24 protein-coding genes are annotated in these 19,269 nt (G+C 55.0%); 1 reads left to right on the top strand and 23 read right to left on the bottom strand.

Features of this window, described 5'->3' with window-relative positions; genetic code table 11:
• Positions 1–5 precede the first annotated feature (5 nt).
• From rplF to rpsL, 21 genes are all read right to left on the bottom strand, one after another.
• Positions 6–539, bottom strand: coding sequence for a 50S ribosomal protein L6 (gene rplF, locus IB237_RS10945; protein ID WP_192488642.1), 534 nt, complete (start codon positions 537–539; stop codon positions 6–8).
• A gap of 42 nt (positions 540–581) precedes the next feature.
• Positions 582–980, bottom strand: coding sequence for a 30S ribosomal protein S8 (rpsH, locus tag IB237_RS10940; RefSeq protein ID WP_045024690.1), 399 nt, complete (start codon positions 978–980; stop codon positions 582–584).
• A 12-nt stretch (positions 981–992) separates the two neighbouring features.
• Positions 993–1,298, bottom strand: coding sequence for a 30S ribosomal protein S14 (rpsN, locus tag IB237_RS10935; RefSeq protein ID WP_192488641.1), 306 nt, complete (start codon positions 1,296–1,298; stop codon positions 993–995).
• 33 nt (positions 1,299–1,331) lie between these two features.
• Positions 1,332–1,889 carry a 50S ribosomal protein L5 gene (gene rplE, locus IB237_RS10930; protein ID WP_192488640.1) on the bottom strand — a complete coding sequence of 186 codons (558 nt, stop codon included), beginning with the start codon at positions 1,887–1,889 and terminating at the stop codon, positions 1,332–1,334.
• Positions 1,882–2,190: a 50S ribosomal protein L24 gene (gene rplX / locus IB237_RS10925; RefSeq protein WP_192488639.1), complete on the bottom strand. Its 309-nt coding sequence runs from the start codon at positions 2,188–2,190 to the stop codon at positions 1,882–1,884. Before rplX ends, rplE begins: the two co-directional genes overlap by 8 nt.
• Before the next feature lie 12 nt (positions 2,191–2,202).
• Positions 2,203–2,571, bottom strand: coding sequence for a 50S ribosomal protein L14 (gene rplN, locus IB237_RS10920; protein WP_003495199.1), 369 nt, complete (start codon positions 2,569–2,571; stop codon positions 2,203–2,205).
• 234 nt (positions 2,572–2,805) lie between these two features.
• The gene (rpsQ, locus tag IB237_RS10915) at positions 2,806–3,042 is read right to left on the bottom strand and encodes a 30S ribosomal protein S17 (RefSeq protein WP_192488638.1); all 237 of its coding nucleotides are present in this window, start codon (positions 3,040–3,042) and stop codon (positions 2,806–2,808) included.
• Between the two features lie 12 nt (positions 3,043–3,054).
• A complete protein-coding gene (rpmC, locus tag IB237_RS10910; RefSeq protein WP_138790874.1) occupies positions 3,055–3,255 on the bottom strand; it encodes a 50S ribosomal protein L29 in 201 nt (66 codons plus the stop codon).
• 12 nt (positions 3,256–3,267) lie between these two features.
• On the bottom strand, positions 3,268–3,681 hold the full coding sequence (gene rplP, locus IB237_RS10905; RefSeq protein ID WP_192488637.1) for a 50S ribosomal protein L16: 414 nt from the start codon (positions 3,679–3,681) through the stop codon (positions 3,268–3,270).
• A 38-nt stretch (positions 3,682–3,719) separates the two neighbouring features.
• Positions 3,720–4,451 (bottom strand): 30S ribosomal protein S3, encoded by a 732-nt coding sequence (gene rpsC, locus IB237_RS10900; protein ID WP_192488636.1) that lies wholly within the window; start codon positions 4,449–4,451, stop codon positions 3,720–3,722.
• A complete protein-coding gene (gene rplV / locus IB237_RS10895; protein WP_045230773.1) occupies positions 4,451–4,840 on the bottom strand; it encodes a 50S ribosomal protein L22 in 390 nt (129 codons plus the stop codon). Before rplV ends, rpsC begins: the two co-directional genes overlap by 1 nt.
• A 2-nt stretch (positions 4,841–4,842) precedes the next feature.
• The gene (gene rpsS / locus IB237_RS10890) at positions 4,843–5,121 is read right to left on the bottom strand and encodes a 30S ribosomal protein S19 (protein ID WP_192488635.1); all 279 of its coding nucleotides are present in this window, start codon (positions 5,119–5,121) and stop codon (positions 4,843–4,845) included.
• 14 nt (positions 5,122–5,135) lie between these two features.
• Positions 5,136–5,972 (bottom strand): 50S ribosomal protein L2, encoded by an 837-nt coding sequence (gene rplB, locus IB237_RS10885; RefSeq protein ID WP_192488634.1) that lies wholly within the window; start codon positions 5,970–5,972, stop codon positions 5,136–5,138.
• A gap of 43 nt (positions 5,973–6,015) precedes the next feature.
• Entirely contained in the window at positions 6,016–6,309 is a 294-nt protein-coding gene (locus tag IB237_RS10880; protein ID WP_192488633.1) for a 50S ribosomal protein L23, read from the bottom strand.
• Entirely contained in the window at positions 6,306–6,926 is a 621-nt protein-coding gene (rplD, locus tag IB237_RS10875; protein WP_192488632.1) for a 50S ribosomal protein L4, read from the bottom strand. The genes IB237_RS10880 and rplD overlap by 4 nt, the downstream gene beginning before the upstream one ends.
• A gap of 12 nt (positions 6,927–6,938) precedes the next feature.
• Complete coding sequence (gene rplC, locus IB237_RS10870) at positions 6,939–7,580, bottom strand: 50S ribosomal protein L3 (protein ID WP_192488631.1); 642 nt, start codon at positions 7,578–7,580, stop codon at positions 6,939–6,941.
• Between the two features lie 155 nt (positions 7,581–7,735).
• On the bottom strand, positions 7,736–8,044 hold the full coding sequence (gene rpsJ, locus IB237_RS10865; RefSeq protein ID WP_003507767.1) for a 30S ribosomal protein S10: 309 nt from the start codon (positions 8,042–8,044) through the stop codon (positions 7,736–7,738).
• Positions 8,045–8,367: 323 nt separating this feature from the next.
• Positions 8,368–9,543, bottom strand: a complete 1,176-nt coding sequence (gene tuf, locus IB237_RS10860; protein ID WP_192488619.1) for an elongation factor Tu — start codon at positions 9,541–9,543, stop codon at positions 8,368–8,370.
• Between the two features lie 65 nt (positions 9,544–9,608).
• Complete coding sequence (gene fusA, locus IB237_RS10855) at positions 9,609–11,708, bottom strand: elongation factor G (protein ID WP_192488630.1); 2,100 nt, start codon at positions 11,706–11,708, stop codon at positions 9,609–9,611.
• Between the two features lie 27 nt (positions 11,709–11,735).
• Positions 11,736–12,206: a 30S ribosomal protein S7 gene (rpsG, locus tag IB237_RS10850; RefSeq protein WP_192488629.1), complete on the bottom strand. Its 471-nt coding sequence runs from the start codon at positions 12,204–12,206 to the stop codon at positions 11,736–11,738.
• Positions 12,207–12,284: 78 nt separating this feature from the next.
• Positions 12,285–12,656: a 30S ribosomal protein S12 gene (rpsL, locus tag IB237_RS10845; RefSeq protein ID WP_003507760.1), complete on the bottom strand. Its 372-nt coding sequence runs from the start codon at positions 12,654–12,656 to the stop codon at positions 12,285–12,287.
• A gap of 511 nt (positions 12,657–13,167) precedes the next feature.
• On the opposite strand from rpsL, the gene IB237_RS10840 reads away from it, so the two are divergent.
• Entirely contained in the window at positions 13,168–13,464 is a 297-nt protein-coding gene (locus IB237_RS10840; protein WP_192488628.1) for a transcriptional regulator, read from the top strand.
• Between the two features lie 67 nt (positions 13,465–13,531).
• Here the strand turns inward: IB237_RS10840 and IB237_RS10835 are convergent, their stop codons facing one another.
• On the bottom strand, positions 13,532–14,587 hold the full coding sequence (locus tag IB237_RS10835; RefSeq protein WP_192488627.1) for a cytochrome-c peroxidase: 1,056 nt from the start codon (positions 14,585–14,587) through the stop codon (positions 13,532–13,534).
• A 318-nt stretch (positions 14,588–14,905) separates the two neighbouring features.
• Complete coding sequence (gene rpoC, locus IB237_RS10830; RefSeq protein ID WP_192488626.1) at positions 14,906–19,120, bottom strand: DNA-directed RNA polymerase subunit beta'; 4,215 nt, start codon at positions 19,118–19,120, stop codon at positions 14,906–14,908.
• Between the last annotated feature and the right edge of the window lie 149 nt (positions 19,121–19,269).

Below are 19,269 nucleotides of genomic sequence, written 5' to 3'. Positions count from 1 at the left end.
GTTCCTTACTTCTTCTTGCCTTCTTTGCGGATGATCCGTTCTTCAGCGTACTTGACGCCTTTGCCCTTGTAGGGCTCGGGACCACGGTATTCGCGGATTTCCGCGGCAACCTGACCGACCTGCTGCTTGTTAATGCCGGAAACGATGATTTCCGTCGGCTTAGGAACGGCAATGGTGATACCGACCGGAGGCTCATAAACAACATCGTGAGAGAAACCGAGCGCCAGCTGCAGGTTCTGGCCCTGCATGGCTGCACGATAACCAACGCCGTTGATTTCGAGCTTACGTTCGTAACCGTCCTTAACACCCTTGAAGATGTTCTCGATCATCGTGCGGGACATGCCCCACTTCGAACGAGCTTCCTTGGTGTTGTTGGCCGGCTGAACCGAAACCGAGTTTTCTTCCAGCTTCAACTGAATGTCGTCATTAGCGACGAAAAACAGTTCACCCTTCGGACCCTTTGCAGTGATCTTCTGGCCATCAACCGTGGCCGTGATCCCTGCTGGTACCTGAACGGGCTTTTTACCGATACGAGACATATTTTTATCCTGCCTGTTTCGCCAGGAGACCCCTGCCCGATCTTAGAAGACCGAGCAAAGAACCTCGCCACCAACGTTCTGTTCACGAGCCTGGTGATCAGCCATCACACCCTTCGGAGTCGAAAGGATAGTGATGCCGAGACCGTTCGCGACCTGCGGAATGGACTTTACCGAGACATAAACCCGGCGGCCCGGCTTGGATACGCGGCCGATCTCACGGATCACGGACGCGCCTTCGTAGTACTTCAGTTCGATCGTGAACTCGGCCTTGCCGTTTTCAAAATCGGACTTGGAATAACCGCGAATGTAGCCTTCAGCCTGCAGCACGTCGAGAACGCGCGCACGGAGGCTGGAAGCAGGAGTGCTAACCGACGACTTGCGACGAGCAGCACCATTGCGGATGCGGGTGAGCATATCACCCAACGGATCAGTCATTGTCATGTGCCCGTCTCCTTACCAGCTCGACTTGACAATACCCGGCACCTTGCCGGAATTGCCCAACTCGCGAAGCGCAATACGCGACATCTTGAGTTTACGATAGAACGCGCGCGGACGGCCCGTTACTTCGCAGCGGTTGCGGATACGTGTCTTCGAGCCGTCACGCGGCAGCGAAGCGAGCTTCAGTGTTGCCTGGAACCGCTCTTCGATCGGAAGGGACTGGTTCATGACGACAGCTTTGAGCGCGGCACGCTTGGAAGCATGCTGTGCAACTGTCTTGCGGCGGCGCTTGTTCTTTTCAACTGCGCTTGTTTTCGCCATATCAGAGTTCCTTTTCTACGCTCGTCGTTACGGTTACTGACGGAAAGGGAAGTTGAACTCTGTCAAAAGAGCCCGAGCTTCGTCGTCCGAAGTCGCCGTCGTGCAAACGATGATGTCCATGCCCCACATCTGATCAACCTTATCGTAGTTGATTTCTGGGAACACAATGTGCTCCTTGATGCCCATGGCGAAGTTGCCACGGCCGTCAAAGCTTTTCGGGTTCAGGCCCCGGAAGTCGCGAACGCGCGGAAGCGCGATGTTGATCAGACGGTCAAGGAACTCATACATGCGAGCGCCACGAAGAGTAACCTTCGCACCGATTGGCATGCCTTCACGAACCTTGAAGCCAGCAATGGAATTGCGAGCCTTGGTAACAACCGGCTTCTGACCAGCAATAGCGGCCAGATCGGCAGCAGCAACTGTTGGCTTCTTCGAATCAGCCGTTGCTTCACCAACACCCATGTTGATAACGATCTTGTCGAGCTTAGGGATCATCATCACGTTAGAGTAGGAGAACTTCTCCTGCATAGCGCCGCGAATACGGGAAACGTATTCAGCCTTGAGACGCGGCTCGTACTTGGACTCAGCCATCGATCACTTCTCCCGAACGCTTGGCCACGCGGACCTTCTTGCCGTCTACAACCTTGAACCCAACGCGGGTCGCCTTACCGTCCTTGTCGACGATAGCAAGGTTAGAGATGTGCAAGGATGCTTCCTTGTTGATGATGCCAGCTTCTTGGCCCTGGGTCTGGCGCTGGTGACGCTTCACCATGTTTACGCCACTCACGAAAGCCCGATCTTCTTTTGGCAAGACCTGAGTTACTTCGCCGGTACGGCCCTTGTCCTTACCGGTCAATACGACAACTTTGTCGCCTTTGCGAATTTTCTGCATCGCTATCGCTCCTTACAGTACTTCTGGAGCCAGCGAGATGATCTTCATGTGGTTCTTTGCGCGAAGTTCGCGTGGAACCGGTCCGAAGATACGGGTGCCGATAGGCTCTTTCTTGTTATCGATAAGAACAGCTGCGTTGTTATCGAAACGGATGACGCTGCCGTCAGCGCGACGAATGTCCTTGGCGGTACGCACTACAACCGCCTTCATCACGTCGCCCTTCTTGACGCGGCCGCGCGGAATAGCTTCCTTGATCGAAACGACAATAATGTCGCCAACGGAAGCATACTTACGCTTCGAGCCGCCCAGCACCTTGATGCACATGACACGACGTGCGCCGGAATTATCCGCCACGTCGAGGTTTGTTTGCATCTGAATCATGTCAGGTCGCCTTCTTGTTGTTACTGGACCGGTTGGGCAGCCTCATAGAGAAAGCCCCCTGCTCCAGCTTATGAAAAGTCTCTGTTTTCGCGCGGAAGAAATCTTGCCAGGGTGGTTTCCATAACGGACCTTCCGTGCGCATCAAAGCAAAAGACGCCCGGTGACGAGCGTCCTTGCGCTGCTTCATACAGGTTTTCGCGCCGATAGCAAGAGCCCGGCGCGAAACTGTTTGAATTAAGCCTGTGCGGAAACAACCGTCCAGCGCTTATCCTTGGAGATTGGTGCGCATTCCTCGATGGAAACCACATCACCAACCTTGTACTGGTTGTTTTCGTCGTGGGCCTTGTACTTCTTCGAACGACGAACGGTCTTCTGAAGCAGTGGGTGAGCGAATCGACGCTCGACCTTGACTACAACGGTCTTCTCGTTCTTGTCGGAAACTACGACGCCCTGCAGAATGCGTTTCGGCATATTATTCTTCCTTTAGGCCTTGGCTTCTGCCGCCTTCTGGCGGGCAATGGTTTTCACGCGGGCGATGTCCTTACGGACTTCGTTGATGCGCGAGGACTTTTCCAACTGACCGGTAGCCTTCTGGAAGCGCAGGTTGAACTGCTCTTTCTTCAGGTCGGCAAGCTTGTCCTTGAGCTGATCGGCGCTGAGGCCGCGAACATCTTCGGCTTTCATTGTGCCTGCTCCTTACTCTGCGATGCGCTGTACGAAGCGCGTCTTAACCGAGAGCTTGGCAGCGCCGAGACGAAGCGCCTCGCGGGCGATCTCCTCGGAAACACCGTCGATCTCGAACATCATACGACCAGGCTTGACCTTGCAAGCCCAGTATTCGACCGAACCCTTACCCTTACCCATACGAACTTCGGTCGGCTTGGCCGTAACCGGAGTGTCTGGGAATACGCGGATCCACACACGACCTGCGCGCTTCATGTAACGCGTGATCGCGCGGCGGGCCGCTTCGATCTCGCGTGCATTAACGCGGTTCGGTTCCTGCGACTTCAAGCCGTATTCACCGAATGCAAGGTCAAAGCCGCCCTTGGCCACACCTTTGATGCGACCCTTGAACTGCTTGCGGTACTTAGTACGCTTTGGCTGCAACATTTTCTTACTTCTCCGAGCTTATCTTTCGCCAGCGTCAATCAAGCGTTTTCGCGACGACGATCGCCACGATCACCGCGCTCACGGCTTGCCGGACCCTGGGCATCGCCTTCGAGCGCACGACGCTCGGAAGCCATCGGATCGTGCTCAAGGATTTCGCCCTTGAAGATCCAGACCTTGATGCCGCAAATACCGAATGCGGTTTCAGCTTCAGCTGTACCGTAGTCGATGTCTGCACGCAGGGTGTGAAGTGGCACGCGACCTTCGCGGTACCATTCGGTACGAGCGATTTCCGCGCCGCCGAGGCGGCCGCCGCAGGTGATCTTGATGCCTTCGGCGCCAAGACGCATAGCGGACTGAACAGCACGCTTCATCGCACGGCGGAAAGCCACGCGGCGTTCGAGCTGCTGGGCAATCGACTGTGCTACGAGTGTAGCGTCGACTTCCGGCTTGCGCACTTCAACGATGTTGAGGTGCGTTTCGCTGTCGGTCATCTCCGAGATCTTCTTGCGAAGCTTCTCGATGTCTGCACCCTTCTTGCCGATGATCAGACCCGGACGAGCCGAGTGGATGGTCACGCGGCACTTCTTGTGCGGACGTTCGATGACAACCTTGGCGATGCCTGCCTGCTTCAATTCCTTGATCAGGTAAGCACGGATCTTGAGATCTTCGTGGAGCAGCTTGCCGTATTCGGCAGTGTCTGCATACCAGCGGCTATCCCAAGTGCGGTTGATACCGAGGCGGAAGCCGATTGGATTAATCTTCTGACCCATTATGCGGCCTCCCCTTTTTCCTCGACTTCGCGAACAACGATAGTCAAGTGTGCAAACGGCTTTTCGATACGCGAGGCGCGACCACGGCCACGAGCGTGGAAACGCTTCATGGTGATGGACTTGCCAACGTAGGCCTCGGCGACGACGAGAGCGTCGACGTCGAGGTCATGGTTGTTTTCTGCGTTCGCAATAGCCGATTCCAGCGTCTTCTTGACGGTGGAAGCGATACGCTTGCGGGAGAATTCGAGCTCGGCGAGAGCACGATCAACCTTCTTGCCACGGATAAGAGCGGCAACCAGGTTCAGTTTCTGTGGGCTGACGCGAAGCGTACGGGCAATAGCCTGAGCCTCGTTGTCCTTCAGCCGGCGTTCGGTCTTAGCCTTCGCCATGATTACTTCCTCTTTGCCTTCTTGTCCGCGCCATGACCGTAGTAGGTCCGGGTCGGAGAGAATTCACCGAACTTGTGACCGACCATGTCTTCATTGACATTGACCGGCACATGCTTGCTGCCGTTGTAAACGCCGAAGGTCAAGCCTACGAACTGCGGCAGGATCGTGGAGCGACGGCTCCAGATCTTGATTACTTCATTACGTCCGCTTTCGCGTACCTTCTCAGCCTTTTTGAGAAGATAGCCGTCAATAAACGGACCTTTCCATACTGAACGAGCCACTTGGACTACCTCTCTTACTTCTTACGCTGATGGCGCGAACGCATGATGAACTTGTCGGTCGACTTGTTGGAGCGTGTACGCTTGCCCTTTGTAGGCTTGCCCCACGGAGTCACCGGATGGCGACCACCAGACGTACGACCTTCACCACCGCCGTGCGGGTGATCGACAGGGTTCATAACAACACCGCGAACGTGTGGACGCTTACCGCGCCAACGCGAACGACCGGCTTTACCGTCGTTGGTGTTGCCGTGGTCGGCGTTGGAAACAGCACCGATGGATGCAAGGCAAGAGCCGTGCACGAGACGCTGTTCACCAGAGTTCAGACGAAGGATCGCCATACCCTGGTCACGACCGACGAGCTGCACATATGTACCTGCCGAGCGAGCGATCTGACCACCCTTACCAGGCTTCATCTCGACGTTATGGATGATCGAACCAACTGGGATGTACTGAAGCGGCATTGTGTTGCCTGGCTTCACGTCGACAGCCTTGTCGGAGGCGATCACCTTGTCACCAGCAGCAAGACGCTGTGGCGCGAGAATGTAAGCCTGTTCACCGTCAGCGTAAGTTACGAGCGCGATGAATGCAGTGCGGTTTGGATCGTATTCCAGACGCTCAACCGTACCCTCAACGTCAAACTTACGACGCTTGAAGTCAATGAGACGGTATGTGCGCTTGTGACCGCCACCCTGGAAACGGACAGTGATCCGGCCCTGGTTGTTACGGCCACCCTTCGAGCTGAGACCTTGGGTCAGCGCCTTAACCGGCTTGCCCTTGTAGAGCGAAGAACGGTCGACAATGACCAGCTGGCGCTGGCTCGGAGTGGTTGGATTGAAACTTTTCAATGCCATTTTATTGTTCCCTTTTGGGTCTTTGCCCGCGTGGGCCTAACCTTTAGAGTCCGGTGGACACGTCGATGGATTGACCTTCGGCGAGCGTGACGACGGCTTTTTTGACGTCCTTCTGCTTACCAGCGAACCCACGGAAACGACGGGTCTTACCCTTGCGGATAAGCGTGTTCACAGCCGTGACTTTGACGCCGAAGAGAGCTTCGATAGCAGCCTTGATTTCAGGCTTCGAAGCGTCTTTGGCGACGTTGAATACGACCTGGTTCTGTTCGGATACCAGCGTCGACTTTTCCGTGATCGAAGGAGATACGATCACATCGTAGTGGCGAAGATCCGTCATTTGAACCGCTCCTCCAGAGCCTCTACAGCAGCCTTGGAAAGCACCAGCTTGCCACGACGCAGGATGTCGTAAACATTGATGCCCTGAACCGGCAGAACGTCCACGTTTGGAATGTTCTGAGCAGCAAGCTTGAAGTTGCCATCAAGCTCGGCGCCGCCGATAACAAGAGCGTTGGTCAGGCCGAGCGAGGCGAAATTGCCCAGCAGAGCCTTTGTCTTTGCTTCAGATGCAACGAGCTGATCAACGATGATCAGGTCTTCAGCCTTCAGCTTTGCAGAAAGCGCGTGACGCAGAGCGAGAGCGCGAACCTTCTTCGGCAGGTCATGAGCGTGGCTGCGAACAACCGGGCCATGAGCCTTACCACCACCACGGAACTGCGGAGCGCGAGCCGAATGGTGACGAGCGCGGCCCGTACCCTTCTGCTTGTACATCTTCGCACCGGTGCGGGAAACTTCCGAACGGTTCTTGGTCTTGTGCGTACCCTGCTGCTTCTTAGCAAGCTGGTAGCGAACCATACGCGCCAGAATGTCCTGGCGTGGGTCGAGGCCGAAAATTTCGTCCGACAGGGATACCTTGCCGGCGTCTTTTCCCTCGAGGGTCGTGACGTTCAATTCCATAATAAGGCTCCCTTACTTCGCAGCCGACTTGACGGCATCACGGACGATGATCCAGGAACCTTTGGAACCAGGAACGGCGCCCTTCACGAGGATCAAACCGCGATCCTCATCGGTCGAAACCACTTCCAGATTCTGGGTCGTTACGCGAGTCTGGCCCATATGACCAGCCATGCGCTTGCCCTTCCAAACCTTACCAGGATCCTGGTTCGAACCAGTCGAACCATGCGCACGGTGCGAAACCGAGTTACCGTGCGAAGCGCGACCACCACCGAAGTTGTGACGCTTCATAGCACCGGCAAAACCCTTACCGATCGTGGTGCCGGTTACGTCAACCAGCTGACCAGCGGCAAAATGGCTTGGCGTCAAAGTCGCGCCAACATCGATGAGGTTTTCTTCGGAAACACGAAACTCAACAAGCTTAGCCTTAGGCTCAACGCTTGCAGTTGCGAAGTGACCACGAAGAGCCTTCGATGTATTCTTGACCTTCGACTGGCCAGCACCGAGCTGAACTGCGATATAGCCATTCTTTTCTTCAGTGCGCTGCGAAACAACCTGAACGTTGTCCAACCGCAACACTGTAACTGGGATGTGCTCACCAGCGTCATTATAGACGCGGGTCATTCCCACTTTCTGTGCAATCACACCTGAACGCATTGGTTCAATCCTCTTGCGAGCCTTGAAGGGAAACCCCTCTCCGCCCTTTGTTTGGGAGTTCCCGTAGACGTCTCACGACGCGTCCGGTCTCCGGTTTAGAAGTCGTTGGATTACTCCACGTACCTTCCTTGTTATATCCGGCTTTCGCCGGGGCCTTAGAGCTTGATTTCGACGTCAACGCCAGCCGCAAGGTCGAGCTTCATCAAAGCATCAACAGTCTGCGGAGTAGGATCAACGATATCGAGAAGACGCTTGTGCGTACGCATTTCGAACTGTTCACGGCTCTTCTTATCTACGTGAGGAGAGCGGTTAACGGTAAATTTTTCGATGCGTGTTGGGAGCGGAACCGGGCCGCGAACGCTGGCGCCGGTGCGCTTGGCGGTCGACACGATTTCGCGAGTAGAGGCATCGAGGATCCGGTGATCGAACGCCTTGAGGCGGATACGGATATTCTGGCCGTTCATTCGACTTGTCCTTGTTCTTAGTTATTCAATTTCCGCACGCGGAAATACATGAACCTATGTTGATCGTGGCGCCGCAGATTTTCAAAAATCGAGAGGAATGCAAGGCGCACCCCAATCATTTCGTTAGTCTGGATTACTTGAACGCCATGGTTCGCAAACACCTGCGAATCTCATAACAGCTCTGACTGCGCGTTTACGCGCTTTCACTGTAATTATCAAGCATTAAAAATGCCTCGTCGTCACGGTTTTTACCGATAGACAAATTGGCGACCCCGAGAGGTCGCCAATTCAATGTCTTCAATGAGGGCCGAAGCCCACATTAATTACTCGATGATCGAAGCAACGATGCCAGCGCCGACGGTACGGCCGCCTTCGCGGATAGCGAAGCGCAGCTTTTCTTCCATCGCGATTGGAACGATCAGCTCGACTTCAACAGTAACGTTGTCGCCTGGCATAACCATTTCCGTGCCTTCTGGCAGCGAAACGATACCGGTAACGTCAGTTGTACGGAAGTAGAACTGAGGACGGTAGTTCGTGAAGAACGGTGTATGACGGCCGCCTTCTTCCTTCGTCAGGATGTAGGCTTCTGCCATGAATTTCTTGTGAGGCTTAACAGAACCTGGCTTGCAAAGGATCTGACCACGCTCAACGCCGTCACGGGTAACGCCGCGAACCAGTGCACCGATGTTGTCGCCAGCCTGGCCCTGATCGAGCAGCTTGCGGAACATTTCAACGCCGGTAACAGTCGTCTTCGACGTCGCCTTGATGCCGACGATTTCAACTTCTTCACCAACCTTGACGATACCGCGCTCAACGCGACCGGTAACAACAGTACCACGGCCAGAGATCGAGAACACGTCTTCTATTGGCATCAGGAACGGCTGGTCGATTGGACGCTCTGGTGTTGGGATGTAGGCGTCAACCTGAGCCATCAGCTCACGAATAGCGTCTTCACCGATCTTCTTGTCAGAATCGTTAAGAGCAGCAAGAGCCGAACCCTTAACAACAGGAACGTCGTCGCCTGGGAAGTCGTAGGACGAAAGAAGTTCACGAACTTCCATTTCTACGAGCTCGAGCAGTTCTTCGTCGTCGACCTGGTCAACCTTGTTGAGGAACACGACCAGAGCAGGAACGCCAACCTGACGAGCAAGCAGGATGTGCTCGCGGGTCTGTGGCATTGGACCGTCAGCAGCCGAGCAAACCAGGATCGCGCCGTCCATCTGGGCAGCACCGGTGATCATGTTCTTCACGTAGTCGGCGTGGCCGGGGCAGTCAACGTGTGCGTAGTGACGGTTAGGCGTCTCATACTCAACGTGGGCTGTCGAAATGGTGATACCACGAGCCTTTTCTTCAGGAGCGGCGTCGATTTGGTCATACGCCTTGAACTCGCCGAAGTACTTGGTGATTGCGGCTGTCAACGATGTCTTGCCGTGGTCAACGTGACCGATCGTGCCGATGTTAACGTGAGGCTTATTGCGCTCAAACTTGCTCTTTGCCATTATTGGCTCTCCATTCTTATCCCTGAAAGGGAATAAACCTTAAAACTTTTGTGTGGGTATTCCGGTCACTTCTGACCGGAATACTTTGCCTGGATTTCAGCAGCTACGTTGCTTGGAACAGGCGAATAGTGATCGAACGTCATCGAGTACTGTGCGCGACCCTGCGACATGGAGCGAAGGTTGTCGACGTACTTGAACATGTTCGCGAGAGGAACATGCGCGCTGATCACGATCGTGATGCCACGCGATTCCTGACCCTGGATCTGACCGCGACGCGAGTTCAGATCGCCGATAACGTCACCGACGTAATCTTCTGGGGTAACAACTTCGACCTTCATCATCGGCTCGAGAAGCTGTGCACCAGCCTTCTTTGCTGCTTCACGGAAGCAAGCACGCGATGCGATTTCGAACGCCAGAACAGACGAGTCAACATCGTGGTATGCACCATCGATGAGAGTTGCCTTGACACCCAGCATCGGGAAGCCAGCCAGAGGACCGGAGGACAGAACGCTTTCGATACCCTTCTGAACGCCTGGGATGTATTCCTTAGGAACAGCACCACCAACGATCTTGGACTCGAACTTGAAGTCTTCGCCTTCTGGGTTCGGTTCGAAGATGATCTTCACACGAGCGAACTGACCGGTACCACCGGACTGCTTCTTGTGTGTGTAGTCTTCTTCGTGCAGCTTCGTGATCGTTTCACGGTAAGCAACCTGCGGAGCACCAACGGTCGCTTCAACCTTGAACTCGCGACGCATACGGTCAACGAGAATGTCGAGGTGAAGTTCACCCATGCCAGCGATGATTGTCTGACCGGATTCTTCGTCAGTCTTAACGCGGAACGAAGGATCTTCAGCAGCCAGGCGGTTGAGCGCGAGGCCCATCTTTTCCTGGTCGCCCTTGGTCTTCGGTTCGATCGCGATCTGGATAACAGGCTCAGGGAATTCCATGCGCTCGAGGATAACCGGCTTCAACGGATCGCAAAGCGTGTCGCCCGTTGTGGTTTCCTTGAGGCCAGCCAGAGCAACGATGTCGCCAGCAAAGGCTTCTTCGATGTCTTCACGGCTGTTGGAGTGCATCTGAAGCATACGGCCGACGCGCTCACGCTTGTCCTTGACCGTGTTGATAACAGATGTGCCCTTTTCGAGCTTGCCCGAGTAGATACGTGCGAAGGTGAGCGAACCAACGAATGGGTCGTTCATGATCTTGAACGCGAGCATCGAAAGCGGCTCGGAATCATCAGCGTGACGCTCGATTTCAGCTTCGGTCTTGAAGTCGATACCCTTGATCGCAGGAATGTCCAGCGGAGAAGGCAGGTATTCAACAACAGCGTCGAGAAGTGGCTGAACGCCCTTGTTCTTGAACGCGGTACCGCAGAACATTGGGTGGAACTTCACGTCGATGGTGCCGCGACGAACGAGAGCACGAATCTTGTCGTTGTCTGGGTAGTTACCTTCGAGGTAAGCTTCCATTGCTTCTTCGTCGATCTCGACAACAGTCTCGATCAGCTTCTCGCGATATTCTTCAGCCTTGGCCTTCATATCTTCTGGGATCTCAACAACGTCCCACTGAGCGCCGAGCGATTCGTCGCGCCATACGAGAGCGTTCATTTCGATGAGATCGATCACGCCCTTGAATTCGGTTTCTGCACCGATTGGCAACTGCATGACAACAGCTGTCGCGCCGAGACGGGTCTTGATCATTTCTACCGAGCGGTAGAAGTCAGCACCGGTCTTGTCCATCTTGTTGCAGAAGATCATACGCGGAACGTTGTACTTCTCAGCCTGACGCCATACGGTTTCAGTCTGCGGCTCTACACCAGCGTTGGCGTCGAGCAGAGCAATAGCACCGTCGAGTACACGCAGCGAACGCTCAACTTCAATCGTGAAGTCAACGTGGCCGGGGGTGTCGATGATGTTGAAACGACGCATCTTGCCATCGCGACCCTTCCAGAAGGTCGTGGTAGCAGCAGAAGTGATGGTGATACCACGCTCCTGCTCCTGTTCCATCCAGTCCATCGTGGCAGCGCCATCATGAACTTCGCCGATCTTGTGCGACTTACCGGTGTAGTAAAGAATACGCTCGGTTGTGGTCGTCTTGCCGGCGTCGATGTGCGCCATGATACCGAAATTGCGGTAGTCTTCGATTTTATATTCGCGAGCCATAACGGACTGCCTTTCGGATCGGTTAGATTACCAACGGTAATGCGAGAATGCGCGGTTAGCGTCAGCCATCTTGTGCGTGTCTTCACGCTTCTTGACAGCCGAACCGCGGTTGTTCGCAGCATCCATGAGTTCGCCGGACAGGCGATCGACCATGGTTGTTTCGTTGCGCTTACGAGCAGCAGCGATCAGCCAGCGGATTGCGAGGGCCTGACGACGCTCAGGACGAACATCAACAGGAACCTGGTATGTCGCACCACCAACGCGGCGAGAACGAACTTCAACGTGCGGAGCAACGTTATCGAGGGCCGAATGGAACACGCCGAGCGGCTCCTGCTTCGTCTTGCCCTGAACGGCGTCGAATGCGCCGTATACGATGCTTTCAGCAACGGACTTCTTGCCATGAAGCATGATAGCATTCATGAACTTGGTGACGATCAGATCGCCGAACTTTGGATCCGGGTTGATCTCACGCTTTTCTGCACTATGGCGACGGGACATACTGTTTGTCTCTCAAATGTTATTGACGCTCAACCACGCGGAGAACCTCGCGCAGCGCCGAATTTGTTAATTGCCGAATTACTTCGGACGCTTCGCACCATACTTGGAGCGGCGCTGCTTACGGTTCTTTACACCCTGCGTATCGAGAACGCCGCGGATGATGTGGTAACGAACACCTGGCAAGTCCTTTACGCGGCCGCCGCGGATCATGACTACAGAGTGTTCCTGAAGGTTGTGGCCTTCACCAGGAATGTAGCCGATGACTTCGAAGCCATTCGTCAGACGGATCTTGGCAACCTTACGAAGAGCCGAGTTAGGCTTCTTAGGGGTTGTCGTGTAAACGCGTGTGCAAACGCCGCGCTTCTGTGGGTTTTCCTGCAGAGCAGGAACCTTATTACGCTTTACCTGTGCCTGGCGTGGCTTGCGGATAAGCTGGTTTACGGTAGGCATACAACCATCCCTTAGTATCTATCGCCCTCTCGGGCCGACGTTATGCCGTTTCCGGCGGTGGCACACGCTATACTTCATGCGCAAAACGTGGCCCAATCCGAATGATCGGATGGACCACAAAGGCAGAGGACGTATCACTACGTCGTGCGTGCAGCATTCGTGTCTTCAACGTGCGTTGGACCCAGTTTGAGCAGATATCCGGAACGAGTCATTCCGAACGGCCAAACCTCATACAGGTTCCGATGGGCGGCGTACTACTGTTTTACCCCTACTTCGTCAAGGGTGAATCCACATTTTGTCCCGCAGCACCGGCCTTCTCGGGCTTTCGTTTAGCATATTTACCGCTGCTGTTAATCTGTTTCATCAATATATCGGCCAAAACACGTATTCCGTATTGGGCTTTATACCAAAGCCGTCTATTGATTCTTCAAACGACGCTTGGTGACACCATCACCGTGGCTGTTCGTCAGCACACAGCAAAAAAACGGCCTTCAGGAGCAAGGAGAACACCATGACCCTCCCCCATAATGATAACGACAACGGATCGGTTGACCCCATGGTATTCATCGTCATAGGCAAGGCTTATGAACGGGATGGCGACGAAGGCATCGACATCCACGTGATCCTACGTGCACCCGATGATGACACAGCCGTCCGCGACACGCTGAATGCACTTTCGGAGGAAGGTTTCCTCGAGGCCGACCTTGACCAGATCGGCATGCTGACGGAAATACCGGATGAAGAGCCGCATGCATCGGCCTATCAGGGCGCATTGGAAGGCGAAGTCGCCATTATCCGCTTCGCATAATCCTTTCTGACCAAAACAGACAAACCGCCTGTCACCAGGCGGTTTGCTTTTTTTTAAACAGGTCACATCAGTTGCTGATATTGGCCGTTGGCTTCGGCGTCGCGGCCGTTTCAGCCGGCAGGATCGGATAGATGATGTCGGGAGCCTTGCCGGTCAGCGATCCCAGAAACGCCACGATCAGATCGACATCCCGATCATTCAGCTCCTCGCCCAGCTGCGCAGTACCCATCACCGCCACCGCCTGTTTCAGGTCCCAGACCTTGCCCGAATGGAAGTAAGGCGCGGTCAGCGCCACATTGCGAAGTGGTGCAGCACGGAACACATATGAGTCATCAGCCGTGTTTGTCACCGCAAAGCGACCTTTGTCATTTTCAGGCAAAACATCGGCACCTGGCTTCTCCACCAGACCGAATGGATAGTACCCTTCCCCGCCGACATTGATGCCGCCGTGGCACGAGGCGCAGCCCTTGTCCATGAACAGTTGCAGGCCCTGTTTTGCCTCCAGCGTCAGTGCGTTCTCATCCCCATTCAGATAAGCGTCGAATGGTGCCGGCGTGATCAGCGTGGCTTCAAAGGCTTCAATAGCCTTGGCAAAATTATCGAAGGTAACCGGGTCGTCCTCACCGGGGAATGCCGCCTCGAACCACGCGACATATTGCGGCATTGAATTGAGCGTCGCGACCACCTGCACTGGCGTGTTGGCCATCTCTACACCGGCCTGTACCGGCCCTTTCGCCTGTGCCTTCAGGTCATCCGCACGGCCATCCCAGAACTGCGCAACGTTGAACACCGCATTGAACACGGTCGGTGAATTGCGCGGTCCCTTCTGCCATCCGTGGCCGATCGACGTCTCGAGGTTGTCGTCACCGCCGGTTCCGACATTGTGGCATGAGTTGCATGAAAACACCCCCGAGGCCGACATGCGCGGATCAAAGAACAGTGCCTTGCCGAGCGCTATCTTTTCGGCCGTGATCGGGTTGTCCTTGACCGCTGGAATGGTTGAGGGCAGCGGCCTGAATATCTCAAGTGCGCTTTGCCGCAACTCGGCCGGAACCGGGTCCGCCGCATAACCGGCCGTGGTTGCCAAAACTCCGGCAGCCAATGTGTATAGAAATTTCCTCATAACAGCCTCCGTTCGCCGACCCTGCCTTCCTGGTTTTAAGCAACAGGGCCGGCCCTTTAGTTGGGAGGCAAATCCCCTGCCCTTGCGGGCTCCTGGTTGGGAGGATCTGCGTCCTGTGAACGGATTAAAATTAGAATAAATAAAAACTGGTCCTTTGCGATGGATCAACGGCAAGAGGCCACCAAACGCAAAAACGCCCGAATTGCTTCGGGCGTTTAGGTTTATCAATTCTGGAGGGTGCGGCAAATTGGCACCCGTTAGACCATCTATCCGAAGTAGGTATCGTGCACCGAAATGATGCACGACACCCGGATCGAATTATTCGCCGGCAGGAACCGTTTCGTCCTTGGTCATGTCGCGCAACATCTGCGTTGCGGAGTCCGAACCAGTGGACTTCTTGCGCTCTTCAATGATCAGCTCGTCGCGTGTCGTCGCGATGCGGCGGATCTGGGTCATGGTACCGCCCGTACCGGCCGGAATAAGGCGACCGACGATAACGTTTTCCTTCAGACCCTGCAGCGTGTCCATCTTGCCGGCGATTGCAGCTTCCGTGAGAACCTTTGTGGTTTCCTGGAACGAAGCAGCCGAGATGAAGGACGGCGTCTGCAGCGATGCCTTGGTGATACCCAGAAGAACTGGTTCGCCGTAGGCAGGCTTCTTGCCTTCCTCGATCAGACGATCATTCATGTCGTCCATTTCGATGCGGTCGACATTGTCACCCACGATGTACTGGCTGTCGCCAGCATCCGTGATTTCAACCTTCTGCAGCATCTGGCGAACGATCACTTCGATGTGCTTGTCGTTGATGACAACGCCCTGCAGACGATAGACTTCCTGGATTTCGTTCACGAGGTAGGAAGCCAGAGCCTCTACACCCTTGATCGCCAGAATGTCGTGCGGAGCTGGGTTACCGTCGAGGATGTAGTCACCCTTTTCGATATAGTCGCCTTCCTGAAGGTGGAAGGGCTTGCCCTTCGGGATCAGGTATTCGACTGGCTCTACACCGTCTTCAGCAGGCTCGATGATGACGCGACGTTTGTTCTTGTAGTCGCGGCCCAGACGGATCGTACCATCGATTTCGGCGATGATAGCGTGGTCCTTCGGACGACGGGCTTCGAACAGTTCAGCAACGCGTGGCAGACCACCCGTGATGTCCTTGGTCTTGGCGCTTTCCATTGGCGAACGTGCAAGCACATCACCCTGGGAAACCTTCGTGCCCGGCTCTACGGACAAAATTGCGTCAACCGACAGCAGGAAGCGGGCTTCACCACCACGAGAAAGCTTGGCAATGTTGCCGGAAGCATCCTTGATAACGATGGCAGGCTTGAGGTCCGAACCGCGAGGTGTCGAACGCCAGTCAATAACCTGACGCTTGGTGATACCGGTGGATTCGTCGGTCGCTTCCAGAACCGAAAGACCATCGACCAGGTCTTCGAACTGAACAGTACCTTCGACTTCCGTCATCATTGGGCGTGTGTACGGGTCCCACTCGGCGAAACGCTGACCGCGCTTAACCTTGTCACCGTCATCCACGAAGATCTTCGAACCGTATGCAACGCGCTGCGAAGAACGCTCAACGCCACGCTCATCGAGAATGGTGATGGCCATGTTACGGCCCATCGCGATGAGGACGCCTTCAGAGTTGCGCAGCATGTTGCGGTTCTTGATCTGGATCGTACCTTCGTACGACGCTTCAAGGAACGACTGGTCAACCACGTTCGCAGTACCACCAAGGTGGAACGTACGCATGGTCAGCTGGGTGCCCGGCTCACCGATGGACTGAGCAGCGATAACGCCCACTGCTTCGCCCATGTTAACAGGAGTACCGCGTGCAAGGTCACGACCGTAGCAAACGCCGCAAACGCCAACCTGGATTTCGCAGGTCAGAGCCGAACGGATACGAACGGACTGGATGCCAGCCTTTTCGATGATTGCCACTTCAGCTTCGTCGATCAGCTTGCCAGCCTTGACGATGTTCTCGCCAGTGACCGGGTTGTCGATGTCGTCGAGAGCCGTACGACCAAGAATACGTGCGCCGAGCGAGGCAACAATCTGACCGGCATCGACGATGGCAGTCATTGTCAGGCCCTTGTCGGTGCCGCAATCGTTGGAGTTGACGATGCAGTCCTGCGCGACGTCAACGAGACGACGTGTCAGGTAACCGGAGTTAGCCGTCTTCAAGGCAGTATCTGCAAGACCCTTACGGGCACCGTGTGTCGAGTTGAAGTACTCGTTCACGGTCAGGCCTTCCTTAAAGTTCGAAATGATCGGCGTTTCGATGATTTCGCCCGAAGGCTTGGCCATCAGACCGCGCATACCACCGAGCTGACGCATCTGGCTTGGCGAACCACGGGCGCCGGAGTGCGACATCATGTAAATGGAGTTCATTGGCTTCTGGCGACCGGTTTCCGGATCGAACTCAACAGCCTTAATGCGAGCCATCATCTCTTCGGCGACCTTTTCGGTAGCCTTGCCCCAAGCGTCAACAACCTTGTTGTACTTTTCGCCCTGGGTGATGAGACCATCATTGTACTGCTGTTCGTATTCCTTCACCAAGGCTTCCGTTTCACCAACGATTTTCACCTTGGTATCCGGGATGACCATGTCGTCCTTGCCGAACGAAATACCGGCGCGGCAAGCATGGGAGAAGCCGAGCTGCATGATGCGGTCGCAGAAAATGACCGTGTCTTTCTGACCGCAATGACGGTAGACCGTGTCGATCATCTTGGAGATGTTCTTCTTGGTCATTTCCTGGTTGCAGGTGTCGAATGGCACGTTGACATTCTTCGGCAGCAATTCACCAATCAACATACGGCCAGGCGTTGTTTCATGGATCTTCGAAACCGGCTTGCCATCGGCATCAACGGTCTTGAAGCGACCGCGAATTTTCGAGTGCAGCGTTACAACCTTGTTTTCAAGGGCGTGATGCAGTTCGCCGATGTCGGAGAAGGCCATGCCTTCGCCCGGCTCATTCTGGTTCATGATCGACAGGTAGTACAGGCCGAGAACCATGTCCTGCGAAGGAACGATAATCGGGTGACCGTTTGCCGGATGCAGAATGTTGTTGGTCGACATCATCAGAACGCGGGCTTCAAGCTGCGCTTCCAGAGAAAGCGGAACGTGAACAGCCATCTGATCACCGTCGAAGTCGGCGTTGAAGGCCGTGCAGACGAGCGGGTGCAGCTGAATGGCCTTGCCTTCAACCAGCATTGGTTCGAAGGCCTGGATACCCAGACGGTGCAGCGTCGGTGCGCGGTTCAGAAGAACCGGATGCTCGCGGATAACCTCGTCGAGGATATCCCAAACTTCTGGCTTTTCTTTTTCAACCAGCTTCTTGGCCTGCTTGACGGTCGAGGAGTAACCCTTTGCGTCGAGACGGGCGTAGATGAACGGCTTGAACAGCTCGAGCGCCATCTTCTTCGGCAGGCCGCACTGGTGCAGCTTCAGTTCTGGACCGGTCACGATAACCGAACGACCGGAATAGTCGACGCGCTTACCGAGAAGGTTCTGACGGAAGCGGCCCTGCTTGCCCTTGAGCATGTCGGACAGCGACTTCAGCGGACGCTTGTTGGCGCCGGTGATGACGCGACCGCGACGACCGTTGTCGAACAACGCATCGACGGATTCCTGCAACATGCGCTTTTCGTTACGGATAATGATACCCGGCGCACGAAGCTCGATCAGGCGCTTCAGACGGTTGTTACGGTTGATAACGCGGCGATACAGGTCGTTCAGGTCGGAGGTCGCAAAGCGGCCACCATCCAGCGGAACCAGCGGACGCAGGTCCGGAGGAATAACTGGAACAACCTTCATGATCATCCACTCGGGACGATTGCCTGACTCCATGAAGTTCTCAACGATCTTGAGACGCTTCATCAACTTCTTCTGCTTGAGGTCCGAAGTGGTTTCGGCAAGCTCAACGCGCAGATCGCCAGCGATCTTCTCAAGGTTCATCGAAGCCAGCATTTCGTAGATGGCTTCAGCGCCGATCATGGCGGTGAACTGATCTTCCCCGAACTCGTCGACGGCAATCATGTACTCTTCTTCGGACAGAAGCTGGTTCTGCTTCAGAGAGGTCAGGCCTGGCTCGGTCACGATGTAGTTTTCGAAGTACAGAACGCGCTCAACATCTTTCAGCGTCATGTCGAGCAATGTCGAGATACGCGAAGGAAGCGACTTCAAGAACCAGATGTGGGCAACAGGTGCTGCCAGTTCGATATGGCCCATGCGCTCACGGCGAACGCGCGACAGCGTAACTTCAACGCCGCACTTTTCGCAGATGATGCCCTTGTACTTCATACGCTTGTACTTGCCGCACAAGCATTCGTAGTCCTTGATCGGTCCGAAAATACGCGCGCAGAAAAGACCGTCGCGTTCCGGCTTGAAGGTACGATAGTTGATGGTCTCTGGCTTTTTGATTTCGCCATAGGACCAGGAGAGGATCTTCTCAGGCGACGCAATCGAAATCCGGATGGAATCGAAATGCTGCGCTGGCACCTGAGGATTGAACAGATTCATGACCTCTTGGTTCATGCCTTGTCTCCTTGAGAGGCTTGTTGTCGCCTCTGTTTGCATCTGGACCAGTCGTTCCCGGGATAACTGGTCAGTGCCTAAAACACGATTAACCGCGAAATGCGGCGAAACTATCCGCCTAAGGGCATCGCCCTTTTGGAAGAAACCGG

This window comes from Agrobacterium sp. AGB01 (assembly GCF_014851585.1).
Lineage (GTDB): Bacteria > Pseudomonadota > Alphaproteobacteria > Rhizobiales > Rhizobiaceae > Agrobacterium.
Note: the sequence above shows the minus strand (reverse complement) of the source record. Positions and strands in the feature narration are given on the sequence as shown.

What these genes read in the sequence shown, in the direction of transcription:
- IB237_RS10840 (WP_192488628.1), top strand. Translation starts at nt 13,168, where the DNA reads ATGACCCTCCCCCATAATGATAACGACAACGGATCGGTTGACCCCATG.
- rpsQ (WP_192488638.1), bottom strand. Translation starts at nt 3,042, where the DNA reads ATGCCGAAACGCATTCTGCAGGGCGTCGTAGTTTCCGACAAGAACGAG.
- rplE (WP_192488640.1), bottom strand. Translation starts at nt 1,889, where the DNA reads ATGGCTGAGTCCAAGTACGAGCCGCGTCTCAAGGCTGAATACGTTTCC.
- rpmC (WP_138790874.1), bottom strand. Translation starts at nt 3,255, where the DNA reads ATGAAAGCCGAAGATGTTCGCGGCCTCAGCGCCGATCAGCTCAAGGAC.
- rplN (WP_003495199.1), bottom strand. Translation starts at nt 2,571, where the DNA reads ATGATTCAGATGCAAACAAACCTCGACGTGGCGGATAATTCCGGCGCA.
- rpsC (WP_192488636.1), bottom strand. Translation starts at nt 4,451, where the DNA reads ATGGGTCAGAAGATTAATCCAATCGGCTTCCGCCTCGGTATCAACCGC.
- tuf (WP_192488619.1), bottom strand. Translation starts at nt 9,543, where the DNA reads ATGGCAAAGAGCAAGTTTGAGCGCAATAAGCCTCACGTTAACATCGGC.
- rpsH (WP_045024690.1), bottom strand. Translation starts at nt 980, where the DNA reads ATGACAATGACTGATCCGTTGGGTGATATGCTCACCCGCATCCGCAAT.
- rplF (WP_192488642.1), bottom strand. Translation starts at nt 539, where the DNA reads ATGTCTCGTATCGGTAAAAAGCCCGTTCAGGTACCAGCAGGGATCACG.
- rpsJ (WP_003507767.1), bottom strand. Translation starts at nt 8,044, where the DNA reads ATGAACGGCCAGAATATCCGTATCCGCCTCAAGGCGTTCGATCACCGG.
- rpsN (WP_192488641.1), bottom strand. Translation starts at nt 1,298, where the DNA reads ATGGCGAAAACAAGCGCAGTTGAAAAGAACAAGCGCCGCCGCAAGACA.
- rpsG (WP_192488629.1), bottom strand. Translation starts at nt 12,206, where the DNA reads ATGTCCCGTCGCCATAGTGCAGAAAAGCGTGAGATCAACCCGGATCCA.
- fusA (WP_192488630.1), bottom strand. Translation starts at nt 11,708, where the DNA reads ATGGCTCGCGAATATAAAATCGAAGACTACCGCAATTTCGGTATCATG.
- rplP (WP_192488637.1), bottom strand. Translation starts at nt 3,681, where the DNA reads ATGTTGCAGCCAAAGCGTACTAAGTACCGCAAGCAGTTCAAGGGTCGC.
- rplD (WP_192488632.1), bottom strand. Translation starts at nt 6,926, where the DNA reads ATGGAATTGAACGTCACGACCCTCGAGGGAAAAGACGCCGGCAAGGTA.
- rplX (WP_192488639.1), bottom strand. Translation starts at nt 2,190, where the DNA reads ATGCAGAAAATTCGCAAAGGCGACAAAGTTGTCGTATTGACCGGTAAG.
- rpoC (WP_192488626.1), bottom strand. Translation starts at nt 19,120, where the DNA reads ATGAACCAAGAGGTCATGAATCTGTTCAATCCTCAGGTGCCAGCGCAG.
- rplC (WP_192488631.1), bottom strand. Translation starts at nt 7,580, where the DNA reads ATGCGTTCAGGTGTGATTGCACAGAAAGTGGGAATGACCCGCGTCTAT.
- rplV (WP_045230773.1), bottom strand. Translation starts at nt 4,840, where the DNA reads ATGGCGAAGGCTAAGACCGAACGCCGGCTGAAGGACAACGAGGCTCAG.
- rpsL (WP_003507760.1), bottom strand. Translation starts at nt 12,656, where the DNA reads ATGCCTACCGTAAACCAGCTTATCCGCAAGCCACGCCAGGCACAGGTA.
- IB237_RS10835 (WP_192488627.1), bottom strand. Translation starts at nt 14,587, where the DNA reads ATGAGGAAATTTCTATACACATTGGCTGCCGGAGTTTTGGCAACCACG.
- IB237_RS10880 (WP_192488633.1), bottom strand. Translation starts at nt 6,309, where the DNA reads ATGACGGATCTTCGCCACTACGATGTGATCGTATCTCCTTCGATCACG.
- rplB (WP_192488634.1), bottom strand. Translation starts at nt 5,972, where the DNA reads ATGGCATTGAAAAGTTTCAATCCAACCACTCCGAGCCAGCGCCAGCTG.